Source organism: Candidatus Leptovillus gracilis (assembly GCA_016716065.1).
Classification (GTDB): Bacteria; Chloroflexota; Anaerolineae; order Promineifilales; family Promineifilaceae; genus Leptovillus; species Leptovillus gracilis.
Window position 1 is genome coordinate 405,791 of sequence record JADJXA010000003.1, and the last position, 12,166, is coordinate 417,956.

Below are 12,166 nucleotides of genomic sequence, written 5' to 3' on the forward strand. Positions count from 1 at the left end.
TGAGAGCTGTTAATTGGGAGTCCAGTCTTCGGGTTGGGCATAAGCAATTTTCGGATTGAAGCCACCCATCGCGTTGGTAGAAATTCGAGATGACTTGATTTGGTCGGCGGGCAAATCTTGAATGACAAATAAGGCCGCAGAACTGTAGTGGATAAAATTAGTGATCAGGGAGCCATACAGACGATGTTTGCCTCCCGAATGGCCGTGGGCGCACAGGATCACCAGATCGATTTGTTCCGAGTTCGCAAAGTTGATCAGCGCATCTGGCACCTGGGCATCGGTCAACAAATGAGTGGTGATGGACAGCGCTTCCTGGTCAGCTAATTGGCGTAGGTACTGAGCGGCTTCGGCTTTGTTGCGTTCTTGTAACTGCTCGCACAGATGCGCTTCTTCTGGGGAAAGGGGCCGCCGCTGAATCATTTCTGCCTGCGGTACCACGTGGACCAGCACCAATTCGGCCTCATGGGTGGCTGCCAGGCGGCTGGCAAACGGCAAAACACATTCCGCCCGCCGGGAACCATCCAGTGGTACCAAAATCCGTTTGTAGTGGGTGATCTCGTTGTCTTTTTCCAATGCTTGCCTGGCACGTACCAGCACAAATGATGTGGGCAGCAAATGAATGATTTTGTGGGCGACGCTGCTGATGCTGCTGGCGGAGAGTCCACTCTGTCCATGTGTGCTTAACATAACTATGTTGGGTTCATGGGTTTCTACATAATTAACGACGCGATCAACGGCCGTTCCTTCGTCCAATACTATATGGGGGAATGCCTCAGATTGCGGCCATATATGCAGCAACCCGCTTAAATAAGATTGCGCTTCCACTTTGCGTAAATGCCAGTTAACCGGATCAACCTGGGTCTGAGTTTGCGTATTGTCCAGTTCCAAAACCCTTAGCAGCGTCACATCGGCGGCAAACGCCGCCGCGAAGGCGCGGGCATGGGGCAAAACACATTGTGCCAGAGTGGACCCATCTAGTAGGACAAGAATTCTATTTAACATTCGTTTTATCTCCTGCTCTTCTGTTTCAGAATGCTCCCGCACATCTAAACTTGATGATAAATAAAAGAAAATGACTTGCCTATAGAGGCGGGTATAGATGGAAGATACATCTTGGATATATCTCTTGAAAATGTATCTTCTCTGTATCCTTTTTCTATATCTCTGCATCTGTTTAATAGGAAGAGCGCCGGATAGTGTATGTGGCAGAACGGATGCGGGCAGCTGTCGCATTTTCTCGTGGATGTTTGCTGGTCAAGCACTTGGGCCTGGCGAAGTTTAATTTTCGGTCGAGAGTTGTCTCGTCGAGGCGTCTTTCCCGTGAAGTAAACAAAAAACGCCAGCATCCAGGAAATAATCAAAAAGGAGTGTGGCTTATTATGTTAAGATTGGCGTCTCTATTTTTAATAGCGGCTTTGTCGGCAGCTTTCTTTGGGTTTAGCCGTTTGAGCTTTTCAGAAGGTTTAGCGGAAATTGCCCGAATTTTGTTTTTGTTTTTTTTCTTTGTTTTTCTGGCATCCCTCATGGTGGGTATCGTCCAACAAAACAGAAAATCAGGCCAGCTAAATAGGAGCAAATAAGCGAACAGGTAAGAAGATAAATTAAATAGCAAGGAGCAAAAAATGCCTTACAAAAACTTGTCTGATCTACCAGATTCCGTACGGGACAATTTGCCAAAACATGCCCAGGAAATTTACCAGGCTGCGTACAACAGTGCCTGGGACCAATATGCCGATGCGTCTGATCGGCGTGGGGATGACACCCGCGAAGAAACTGCGCACAAAGTGGCCTGGGCGGCTGTCAAGAACACATATGAGAAAAACGATAACGGCCGTTGGGTTAAAAAAGATGATTAGCCTCGAAATGTACCAGAACTATATCTATTTTTTAGATACGGGTACATGAATGAAAGACGCAAACTCGTTAGAGTAAATGGCAAGAGTAACACCTCTGTGTCTTGGGTTTGCTTTTATTTTTACAATGAGAAGGCACGTTTTTGTAAAGTACTGGAGTCTGAGAACCTGGAAAATGGGCGAACTGCAGGTCCAGTAAATTAACGGAGGTACAACATGCAACATTTAAATTCTTTGCAAGATTTGTTGGTTCACGAGCTAAATGACTTGTACAGCGTTGAACAACAGTTGGTCGTGGCACTGCCGAAGATGGTGAATGCAGCCACTTCTCTGGAGCTACAGGATGCGTTTGGCCAGCATCTGCAACAAACGCATCAACATGTAAACCGTCTGGAAAACATCTTCGCTGATTTGGGAATCAACAAAACAGGGGATGAGTGTGTGGCGATGAAAGGTCTCATTAAAGAGAGTGAGGAAGCAATTCGGTCTATGGCGGACACGGCCGTACGGGATGCGGCTCTCATTGCTTCTGCGCAACGGGTAGAGCATTACGAGATGGCTGCTTACGGGTGTGCCCGCACCTTTGCGGACAAATTGGGTTACGATGAAGTGGCTGGCCTGCTGCAACAAACCCTGAATGAAGAAGGCGATATAGACAAAAAACTGACCAGTATTGCGGAAGGGAGCATCTTTAAAACTGGCATCAATGAGAAGGCAATGGCCTGAAACCCCGCAGATATATCTTGCATCTATCTGCCTTCTGTACCATGGCACATGGGTAAAGAAACGCCAGACCCTTATATTGAAAGTGTAGTATTTTTATCGGTAGTTTCCCCACCATCGTCTTTTTACTCTTGGAGTGCAACAAGAGAGGGTCGGGGAACCTATAAGAATTTTCGGAGGTACAACAAATGAACAGCGATATTTTGAAAGGAAATTGGAAACAATTCCGCGGTGAGATCCAAAAGCAATGGGGCAAGCTCACCAATGATGATCTGGATGTCATCAACGGCGAATATGAAAAATTGGTCGGCCGGGTACAAGAACGCTATGGCTGGAACCGTGAACAAGCGGAACGCAAACTAACTGATTATTTTGATCGCCAGCCGACTAATTAACGACAAATAATCTCAATGATAAAAAGGCACAACGGCAGTTTTGCGGCCGTTGTGCCTTTTTGGGGTTGAGGGTTGTTGAGATGAAACGGTTATTGGAGAATCTGTCCAAAACGGAAGTGCCACCTAAACTGGAGGGATTGGCGCATTGGCCGCCAGCGCCAGCTCAATCTGGATGAAGTCACCGGCCGTCACCTGCAAACTGCGCATCGGCTCCAGGTAGCGTTCGGTGGTCGTAATGCTGGCATGGCCCAACATCTGCTGGATCTGCCGCAGGTCGGCGCCGCCTTTGAGGGCCAGCGCCGCCGCCGTCCGCCGCAAGTCATGGGCGGCTAAAGCCGCTTCTCCCTTCCTATTAGTGTACCCCGCCGCCAGCACATGCTCCTTGACCACATTGTAAATCGCCTGCGGCGTCAAATGACCATCGGTCAGGCTGCCCCCTTTGGTGCGCACCGACCCGGCCAGGCTGCCGTCTTTGTTCAACGCCAGAAAGATACGGCCGTGCTGTCGCCGCGCTGCCTGCCCCCAACTGTCCAGCGCCACCTTCACCCAAGGCGGAATGCCCACCGAACGCACCCGGCCCCGTTTGCCCACCAAGTCGATAATCGCCCAACGGCCGTCGCGCTGCTGCACCATTTCCCAGGTCAAACCAGCCACTTCTGCCCGACGCAGCCCGGCGCCAATCATCACCGCCAGGATGGTCTGGTCGCGGATGGCTTTCAGCAGGGGAATCTCTTCCTGCCGCCAGCGGGTGACTGGTGTGTTGACCAGCTTCTCCGCTTCCTCTTTGGTCAGCCAGTTGCCGGCGCGCACCCCTTCCTGCTTGACCCCTTTGACTCGTTCCACGCCATAGGCCAGGGTGGGGGGACTAAACCGTTGTCGGCGGCCTCGGCCGCCAGCTTACGGATGGCCGACAGCGCCTGGTTGATGCTGCTGCGACTTTTGCCGGATTGCACCAATTCTTCACGGTAGGCGTTAGGTAGTGGTTAATTTACGACTGATAGATGTAGAATAGTGGGTATGATTCACGAAACCATAACTTATGAATGTACGCGTTGCGGTAGCCTTGACATTGTCAAGAATGGTCAGACGAAGCAAGGTAAGCAGAAATTTCACTGTCGTGTCTGTGGTGCTTATGGCACCTTGAACCCAGAGGTCAAATATCCACCGGAACGACGAGAAGAGATTATGCGGGCCTATCATGAACGATCCAGCTTGCGGGGCTTGGAACGCACCTTTGGTGTCTGCCGCCAAACGGTCGCCCAATGGCTTAAAAAAAAGCCGAGCAACTGCCTCCTTTAACTGAATCACTGGTTGAGAGTCAAGCTGATGATGTCTTGGAACTGGATGAATTATGGTCATTTTTCGGCCAGAAAGAGAATAAGCGCTGGATTTGGATTGCCCTCTGTCGGCGTACCCGTCAGGTCGTTTCCTTTTTCATTGGCGACCGTGGTGAAGAAAGCTGCTGGCGGCTTTGGCAATGGATTCCCCCGGCCTATCGTCATTGCCACACCTTTAGCGACTTCTGGGAGACCTATCAGCAGGTCTTTGGTCTGTTAGGCCAGGACCACCAATCAGTGGGCAAAGAAACAGGTGAAACTGCCCATGTGGAGAGGTGGAACAATACCTTACGGCAGCGACTGGCCCGTTTTGTTCGCAAGACCTTGTCCTTTTCTAAGTCCGACGAGTATCACGAAATTGCTCTCAGGCTATTTATTCATGAGTATAATTCAGCGGTTATCAGTTAACAGTTAACCACTACCAAATAGAGATTGGCATTATGCGTCATCAATGTTTGCGCCTTCGTCTACCCGATGAATGGACATTACAAGCTGAGCTAATGTCATGGGAAGCACAAAGTAATGCTGCTTGCCGCAAAATTCATTGGGGATTCACTGTTGAAGATGCGCGTCGCGTTTTTAAAGAGTACTACCCCTCAAAATTAGAAAGTTGAGGTACTAGCTCAATTGAGTTACCGTCAGGACCAGAAACCAGACCAACGCAGTGGCTTGACCGTTCAGTACTCAATCGTGGTCATGTTATAAAAGCAATGCAAGAAGAAGCACACGTCAATAATAGAAATTTGTTCCGTGGAGTAATGTATGGTTACGCAATAAATGAGGTCAGCTCTGAATAGAGGTTATAAAGCAGATAAGGTTTCAAACAATGATAGAAATCATGATCATCTCGTTAATGCTTTGGTTCGGTGGGTTGTTGGGACAAAAATCGTCTAAAGAAGATTATAGAATTATAACAAAAGCAAAGTTGCTCTTTTTTTGGGGGTTAAACCAGGTTCTCAACCTATCTTTGTCAGACCTGCAATTCCTCAAATAGTGGCTATCTTAATGATACTGATTGGGACAATCACATCATTGTTGTTTCCCGATTTCCTTTCTGTTAAAGCTGTTGTGTTTAGATTTATGCTAGTTAGTCTTGGGATAGCAGTATTGCTTATTGGTTTGGCTGATCTTTGGTTTAGTAGGCGATGAGCCTTGTTTGCTGGAGCATCCAGCGGTCTACAAGAGTCGGCGCGGGGACAACGACTTTTGCCTACGATGCCGCCGGAATCCGGGTGAAGAGCGTCAAGTCAGGCGGCAAGACCAGCTACTTCCCCTTCCCCGGCTACGAGGAGGAGGTCAACGGCAGCACGACCACCCCGGCGCATCACCTACGCCATTGCCGGGCAGACGATGGCCTTGCGGGTGCAGGTGGTGGGCACCGGTGGCAGTAACACCCTCTACCACCTGCACAACGACCATCTCGGCTCCACCAGTCTGGCGACAACCACGAGTGGCGCGGTGGTGGGCGGCAGCGCGGCCCACTACTACCCCTTTGGCGGCTACCGCGGGGGCAGCGGGCCAAATCAGGTGACGGACAGGGGTACACTGGGCACAAACATAATGACGACCTGGGCTTAATCTACATGAATGCCCGGTTTTTCGTCGTTGGCATAGGCAGATTTGCCAGCGGGGACACGCTTGTGCCGGACCCGACCAATCCACAGCAGTACTAACAGGTACACCTATTCCTTGAATAACCCCCTCCGGTACTTCGACCCGACGGACCATCATTGTACACAGTATGCTGGAGTGAATGACATGGAACTTTCAGCTTGTTTGGAAGTATGGAACTCTTTGGGGAATATCTATCTTGAATTATGGCAACTTGGAGGGATGGAAAGCTATCCTGACGAGTGGAAGAATTAGTTGCTCCAAAATGGGACAACAGACGAGATTCAAAAAATACTCAATACGATGGATACATCTGTGAGTGCCTTCCAGAAACACAAATGAAACGAAATGCACACCGGTTGTTCGCCTACATGGGGTGGTGGAGAGATATGTGCTCCAGACGGGGGTTGGCCTAAATACTACCCTATGTCTGATGAAGAAAAAGCAGAACTGATAGCGAAGGGTATAAAATTTGGAGTAACTTTTCCGCTCAATTTTGTGCTAGGTAAGGGAGTGAAATGGGCCGTTTCTAAAATCATCGACGATCCCATTTATGCATTTGCGGCTCATCAGGCAACACAATGGCTAGTAGTAAATCCTACAACTAGCCAAGCATATGATGAAATAATCAAGTATTCTAGTCAACCGTTAAGCCCTGACCTTAATCAAACCATCCAACCGTATTCAATCGAGAATGCGACATGGCTGCCACAACAGTGGAGGCCCTCGCAAGGAAAGTGATAAAAAATAGACTTATGAACGAGAATAAATCGCCTCTTAAATACGCTACTGTTTTTATTTTGATTTTCCTTTGTGGTGCTCTTTTCAATGTATTGGTGTTAGAGGAAAGTTGGGCAACTGTTGTGTGCGGCTTTCTAGCAGCTTGTCGGAGAAGATACGTTTCTCCGAACAAAAATGATTTCGGTGTAAACTTTGGGTATGGCAAGAAAATTCAGAACTGCTGATTACGAAAAGACCCTGGACCTGCAAATCACCTTGCGCGATGTCCTGCCACCCGACCATTTGGCTCGCTTCATTGTCGCTGTCGTCGCCCAACTTGATTTGGGGATCATGTATAGAAAGTATAGTGAGCAGGGTGCGCCACCATACGCCCCGGAAGTGATGTTGGGATTGCTGTTCTACAGCTATGCCAGCGGCGTATTCAGTTCGCGCAAGATTGAACGCGCCACCCATGAGGTGATTCCCTTTCGTTTCATTACCGGTGACATGCACCCCGACCATGACACGATTGCGGCTTTCCGCCAACAATTTCTGGCTGAACTGAAAGAGTTGTTTGTCCAGATACTGTTGATTGCCCAGGCGATGGGCTATTTGCAATTGGGTAACGTCAGTCTGGATGGCAGCAAAATCCATGCCGATGCGTCCAAGAGCAAAGCGGTCAGTTACCAGCGGCTGTTGGCTATCGAAGCCTATCTGCAAGCCGAAGTCGAGGAGTTGTTCACTTTGGCTGAAGTTGCCGATGGAGGACAACCGCCCGGAAGAGATGAACATTCCCGATGAGATTGCCCGACGCCAGCAGCAATTGGCGCGGCTGGCCGAAGCCAAGAAGGTGCTGGAGGAACGCGCCCAGGCCCGGTATGAAGCCGAGCAAGCCGAATACGAGGCCAAGATGCAAGCCCGGGCCGAAAAGACCGACCCACAGGAAAAAAGCCGCCGGGCAAACCACCGCAGCCACCCACTCCAGGACCCAGAGATAAAGACCAGTACAACTTCACCGACCCCGAATCGCGCATCATGAAAAACGCCACCAACAGCGGCTTTGACCAACATTATAACGTCCAGGTAGTGGTTGACCATGACAGTCGTCTGGTAGTGGGCAATTGGTTGTGTGACCATACCAACGATAAACAGGCCGCCCTGCCAACTCCCGACACCGTACCACCAGTCGTGGGTCAGCCGAAAAGGTCAATTTGGACACCGGCTATTTCAGCGAAAACAACATCGCCAGCTTGGAAGCGCGCGGCATTGACCCCTACATCGCCACCGGTCGCAGCCCACACCATCAGGGTTGGCGTGCCTTTTTCCTGGACAATCCCAACCCGCCACCCAATGATGCTTCCGTCAAAGAGCAAATGGCTTACAAACTGCAGACCACCCTCGGCAAAGCCACCTACCGTTTGCGCAAATCGACGGTTGAACCGGTTATCGGTATCATCAAGGAAACCTTGGGTTTCCGTCAGTTTTTCTCTGCGAGGCCTGCCTGCTGCCGGTGGCGAATGGACATTGGTTTGTCTGGCTTACAACTTGAAACGATTGCATACCTTGCAGGTTGGTTGATGGGGGCGTTATTGCCCCCTGCCTGATGCCCGAAAACGGGCTGTAAAACCGTGCAAAATTCATGGTAATGAGGCCAATATGAGTTGCAAACTGCTTGTCTTGATGCTTTGAAATCGTTATTTGTCTATCATCGGGCCTTCAGAAGATATTTTTCCGACAGCCTGCTAGGCGCTGGAATCACTACTGCGTTGATTGATGTGCTTTGGCCCTCAAAGAAAAGGAACAGTTGAAGGCCGTATAGTCCAACAGAAGCGAGGGGACAAAAACGTGCTGAATCGCGTCTCTTATGCTGCGAAGCACCACGCCACGCAGACGATTCCCGACCGGGACTTCACCGGGCAACCGCAGAACCGGGCGGTGGGGATGCTGGCCGGTGGTAAACTGGTCACGGCCGGAGGTACCAGTTTACCGGGCAGGTGACCGGAGCACTGGCGGCCTCTTTAGGGCAAGGGGGGCGGATAACGGCCGTTCCTCATTCACAGTTAGCGATGGTTGGTGGCGAACGGCCGTAGGTCGTTGTGCATCCCTTGCATTACACGACACGATTTGACCGGGAAGCTAACCAACGATTGAGTGACGCCTGATTTTCACCACTGGGTCGCCCGGCTAACAGCCCTTCAATACCAATATGCTCATCCAAGTCGGGCCATTCGATGGCATATCCCTCGCCCAATAAGCGCCAGTTATTGCGTTCATCTGGCTCTGCCTGTAACAGACGTGGATACCAGGCTAATGGCACGCTAAGGCGACGGCCGTCTAGCAAACTGATAACCAATTCATCATCGGTCACACGAATGGTTACGGCCGTAGGCTCTGTCTCAATAATTAAAGTATTCATGCCATGCCTCCACAAGCCTTTCTTCGTGTCGAAGAACAAGGCGGGCAATTTCGTTCAATTCATGGCTCGCAAACCCACGATTTTTTGCCAGTGAAACGGGCGCAAGCCAAAATTTCGCAATCTGACGATCCCGTTTTACATGGATATGCGGTGGTTCACCTCTGTCAGAGCTGAAAAACACACAACTGTAGGGGCCATCTTGTAAAACAGTCGGCATAGACAAATTGTAACATAAGCCAGTTATTGTCCAACCCGGCTTAGCATGACCACTCCATGACTGTTAGCATTGGTGTTGGGGAACGGCCGTTTCCCCAGGCTGCCATTGTTTCCACTTTGCAGCTGCAGGATGGTGTGCATTATCGCATTTTGGGCAAACCGGCGTTGGGGAGTGTCGCCACGCCCACTGAACCGAGTTTGGAAGATGGGTACATCTGGCTCATGGACAACCAGCGCCGGTGAACTATTTTTGCCTGTAAGAAGCCAGCGCCGATATTCGCAGCCGTGGTCCTCGCTCCCCTGTCACCAATCAGCGCAGCAGCCATCCCGTGTACCCCGCCAGTTGACTTTCGTGACTCTGGCGCGCCAGGATGCGCCAGGCCATCAGCATGAGCCACCGCGAGGCGCTTTTCTTCTGCCCAAACTCCCAAACCTTTCCACGCCGTCCAAACAGACTCCAGGGTAAAACGGCCGTTCGCCGCGTCCTCATTCATCGCCAGCAAATGGCAATCCCAACTGCCGCTGTTCCACCGCGACCAGACCACTCACCCCCACGCCAATCAGACGCATGCGCTGTCCGGGCGGCCAGTGTTCCTGCCAGACAGCCAGCGCCAGCCGGTAAACCCCCGCCGCGTCGTCCAGCGGCTGGCTGACAGACTTCTGCCGCGTGAAGGTGGTGAAGTCGGCCCAGCGGAACTTCACCCGGACGGTATGGGCGGCCAGACCATGCGTTTGCAGCGACCGGGCCACGCTGTCGGCCTGGGTTTGTAACTGTTCTCGCAGCCGCACCGCGTCGGCCACGTCCTGGTCAAACGTCCACTCCTGGCTGATGGTCTTAGGCTGGCCGCGTTCGGCCTGCACCGGCCGGTCGTCCAGGCCCTGGGCGCGGCGCCGCAAGTCGTCGGCCTGATGGCCGAACTGCGCCCGCAGCGTGGTGGCGTCGGTGGCGGCCAACTGGCCGCAAGTGGTGACACCCAAGGCCGCCAGCCGTTCGGCCGTGCGCGGGCCGACGCCCCACAAGGCGCGGGCGGGCAGCGGGGCCAGAAAGGCCGCCTCGCTGCCGGGCAGAACGAGGGTGCAGCCTTCGGGCTTTTCGTGGTCGGAGGCGACTTTGGCGACGAGTTTGCTGGTCGCCAGACCGACGGAGGCGGGCAGCCGGCTGTTGTCTTTGACGGCCGTGCGGATTTCATCGGCCAGGGGCAGCGGGTCGGGCCAGCCGCTCAGGTCAATGTACGCCTCGTCCACGCTCACCTGCTCCAGCGGGCCATAGGCGGCCAGGATGTCCATCACCTGGCGGGAGCATTCGCGGATGCGCGGCCAGTTGGCGGGCACGATTTTGAGATGGGGGCAAAGGCGCACGGCCGTGCTGGTGGGCATGGCCGAACGAATCCCCAAACGGCGGGCGGCGTAGCTGGCCGAGGCGACCACGCCGCGCGAGGTGGGCTGGCCGCCAATGACCAGGGGAATATCGGCGTCGGCGGGATGGTCAAGGACGTGGACGTTGACGTAGAAGGCGTCCATGTCCAGGTGGAGGATGGCGCGGGGCCAGACGACTGTGGGAGAGGTATCGCCGAAGGTTGACATGGGGTAGATTGTAACGGCTGTGAACAAACCGGCCAGGAAAATGCTCAGGCAGCTTCAGCCGGGCGCAAACTACGTAGAATCGCCTCGAAGATGCTGCGCATCTCGGCCAACTCGTCTAACTGCACGACGCCGCTCAACGCCACCGCACAGCGCTGACCGATTATGGCGGACACGGCCGTTGCCAGGCTGCGCTGTCACCAAAATGGTTATTGGCAACGGCCGTTCAGTCCCCATCAAGGCGGAAAAGGTGGGGGAAAGGCTCCGCGCAGCACCACATCTACAGGCTACTCTTTTGCCACAGGAAACTGAATCTCGGCCGTGAAGTCTCCTCTTTCGGGAGAACCGTAGTACAGCTCGCGGGGCGCACCAACAATGTGATAACCATGAGCTTCTATCCACTGGGCAAGCGCATTGTACGCGGGCGTCAGCCCCTCCACTTTTTGAAAGAATTCGTCGGCAACGATTGTGGTGGCCATTTGCGGGCAAGCTGCCATTTGCCGGACGATAATTGGGGTAGGCGGCACGGGCGCCTTATCGCTCGCCGTGTCGGGGATAGTGAAAGCACATTCGGTGTCAATGTTCTCACGGCTATAACTTTCGTTGTGGTAAATGGTCAGGGGAACGCCAATAGGCAGACCGTGGCCCGCCAGCCAACTGGCGATCATATTGAACATCTCGCCACACCGTTGGGGCATCTGCTCCATCGTGGGTACCGTTTGGCGAATTGCCGCGACGGTGAACGCATTGACAGGTTTCAGGATTATTTCATATGCCGGCATGTTGTCCTCCAGGTTAAGAAAGTGTAGGCGAGCCTGTAATTGCTCCCGGCGCAGTTGGGCGCTCTCGATAGCGCTTTCGGTCAGCGCTAGATGCGTTTTCAGAATGCCCCGCAGCTCATCGGTTGTCAGGTTCTCTCGGAGAATGCGCGCAACTTCATCCAGGGATAACCCCACCTCTTTCAGGGCGATGATTCGGTTGAGTGCGTGTAACTGCTTGGCGCTGTAGTAGCGGTAGCCGGTGAAGGGATCCACTTGCGCCGGCTTGAGCAAACCCAGTGCATCATAATGACGCAGTGTCTCAACTGTCACTCTGCCTATACGGGAAAACTCGCCAATTTTGAACATGCCTGTAGTTTACTGTCTCGGGTAACCCGAGAGTCAAGCAGGGATTTTTAACCAATTATCTCTTTTTCTGCGGGCAGGCAAAGGGAAAAACGGCTTGTTTACTGAACGGCCGTTTGCCTGAAACGGCCGTTTTGTCCATTATACATGGAAGAGCCGCCTGATGGCTGGCGGTTCTACAACAAGAGAT

Annotated in this window: 17 protein-coding genes and 1 pseudogene; 11 read left to right on the forward strand and 7 right to left on the reverse strand. The window is 52.5% G+C overall.

Features of this window, described 5'->3' with window-relative positions:
• Positions 1–9: 9 nt before the first annotated feature.
• Positions 10–1,233 carry a universal stress protein gene (locus IPM39_10690; protein MBK8986531.1) on the reverse strand — a complete coding sequence of 408 codons (1,224 nt, stop codon included), beginning with the start codon at positions 1,231–1,233 and terminating at the stop codon, positions 10–12.
• Between the two features lie 146 nt (positions 1,234–1,379).
• On the opposite strand from IPM39_10690, the gene IPM39_10695 reads away from it, so the two are divergent.
• The 4 genes from IPM39_10695 to IPM39_10710 all read left to right on the forward strand — a co-directional run bounded on the left by IPM39_10695 (position 1,380) and on the right by IPM39_10710 (position 2,971).
• Positions 1,380–1,580 carry a DUF1328 domain-containing protein gene (locus IPM39_10695; protein ID MBK8986532.1) on the forward strand — a complete coding sequence of 67 codons (201 nt, stop codon included), beginning with the start codon at positions 1,380–1,382 and terminating at the stop codon, positions 1,578–1,580.
• Positions 1,581–1,622: 42 nt separating this feature from the next.
• The gene (gene chaB, locus IPM39_10700) at positions 1,623–1,856 is read left to right on the forward strand and encodes a putative cation transport regulator ChaB (protein ID MBK8986533.1); all 234 of its coding nucleotides are present in this window, start codon (positions 1,623–1,625) and stop codon (positions 1,854–1,856) included.
• Positions 1,857–2,069: 213 nt separating this feature from the next.
• Positions 2,070–2,579, forward strand: a complete 510-nt coding sequence (locus IPM39_10705; GenBank protein ID MBK8986534.1) for a ferritin-like domain-containing protein — start codon at positions 2,070–2,072, stop codon at positions 2,577–2,579.
• 185 nt (positions 2,580–2,764) lie between these two features.
• Positions 2,765–2,971, forward strand: a complete 207-nt coding sequence (locus IPM39_10710) for a CsbD family protein (protein MBK8986535.1) — start codon at positions 2,765–2,767, stop codon at positions 2,969–2,971.
• Positions 2,972–3,094: 123 nt separating this feature from the next.
• Here the strand turns inward: IPM39_10710 and IPM39_10715 are convergent, their stop codons facing one another.
• On the reverse strand, positions 3,095–3,814 hold the full coding sequence (locus IPM39_10715) for a site-specific integrase (GenBank protein MBK8986536.1): 720 nt from the start codon (positions 3,812–3,814) through the stop codon (positions 3,095–3,097).
• 174 nt (positions 3,815–3,988) lie between these two features.
• Between IPM39_10715 and IPM39_10720 the strand changes: the two genes are divergently transcribed.
• The 6 genes and pseudogenes from IPM39_10720 (at position 3,989) to IPM39_10745 (ending at position 8,637) form a co-directional block, all read left to right on the forward strand.
• Positions 3,989–4,270 (forward strand): IS1 family transposase, encoded by a 282-nt coding sequence (locus IPM39_10720; GenBank protein MBK8986537.1) that lies wholly within the window; start codon positions 3,989–3,991, stop codon positions 4,268–4,270.
• Positions 4,271–4,305: 35 nt separating this feature from the next.
• A complete protein-coding gene (locus tag IPM39_10725; GenBank protein ID MBK8986538.1) occupies positions 4,306–4,716 on the forward strand; it encodes an IS1 family transposase in 411 nt (136 codons plus the stop codon).
• Positions 4,717–5,658: 942 nt separating this feature from the next.
• Positions 5,659–5,886, forward strand: coding sequence for a hypothetical protein (locus tag IPM39_10730; protein MBK8986539.1), 228 nt, complete (start codon positions 5,659–5,661; stop codon positions 5,884–5,886).
• Positions 5,887–6,345: 459 nt separating this feature from the next.
• Entirely contained in the window at positions 6,346–6,660 is a 315-nt protein-coding gene (locus IPM39_10735; GenBank protein MBK8986540.1) for a hypothetical protein, read from the forward strand.
• 198 nt (positions 6,661–6,858) lie between these two features.
• Positions 6,859–8,217, forward strand: a pseudogene (locus tag IPM39_10740) (transposase).
• Between the two features lie 267 nt (positions 8,218–8,484).
• Positions 8,485–8,637 (forward strand): hypothetical protein, encoded by a 153-nt coding sequence (locus tag IPM39_10745; protein ID MBK8986541.1) that lies wholly within the window; start codon positions 8,485–8,487, stop codon positions 8,635–8,637.
• Positions 8,638–8,749: 112 nt separating this feature from the next.
• On the opposite strand, the gene IPM39_10750 is transcribed toward IPM39_10745, so the two are convergent.
• On the reverse strand, positions 8,750–9,055 hold the full coding sequence (locus IPM39_10750) for a DUF2442 domain-containing protein (GenBank protein MBK8986542.1): 306 nt from the start codon (positions 9,053–9,055) through the stop codon (positions 8,750–8,752).
• Entirely contained in the window at positions 9,036–9,272 is a 237-nt protein-coding gene (locus IPM39_10755; GenBank protein MBK8986543.1) for a DUF4160 domain-containing protein, read from the reverse strand. Before IPM39_10755 ends, IPM39_10750 begins: the two co-directional genes overlap by 20 nt.
• Positions 9,273–9,328: 56 nt before the next feature.
• On the opposite strand from IPM39_10755, the gene IPM39_10760 reads away from it, so the two are divergent.
• On the forward strand, positions 9,329–9,514 hold the full coding sequence (locus IPM39_10760; GenBank protein ID MBK8986544.1) for a hypothetical protein: 186 nt from the start codon (positions 9,329–9,331) through the stop codon (positions 9,512–9,514).
• Between the two features lie 67 nt (positions 9,515–9,581).
• Here IPM39_10760 and IPM39_10765 read toward each other — a convergent pair whose 3' ends face one another.
• The 3 genes from IPM39_10765 to IPM39_10775 form a co-directional block, all read right to left on the reverse strand.
• Positions 9,582–9,761: a hypothetical protein gene (locus IPM39_10765; protein ID MBK8986545.1), complete on the reverse strand. Its 180-nt coding sequence runs from the start codon at positions 9,759–9,761 to the stop codon at positions 9,582–9,584.
• Entirely contained in the window at positions 9,758–10,855 is a 1,098-nt protein-coding gene (gene dinB / locus IPM39_10770) for a DNA polymerase IV (GenBank protein ID MBK8986546.1), read from the reverse strand. Before dinB ends, IPM39_10765 begins: the two co-directional genes overlap by 4 nt.
• Before the next feature lie 284 nt (positions 10,856–11,139).
• The gene (locus IPM39_10775; GenBank protein MBK8986547.1) at positions 11,140–11,979 is read right to left on the reverse strand and encodes a MerR family transcriptional regulator; all 840 of its coding nucleotides are present in this window, start codon (positions 11,977–11,979) and stop codon (positions 11,140–11,142) included.
• Positions 11,980–12,166: the final 187 nt, after the last annotated feature.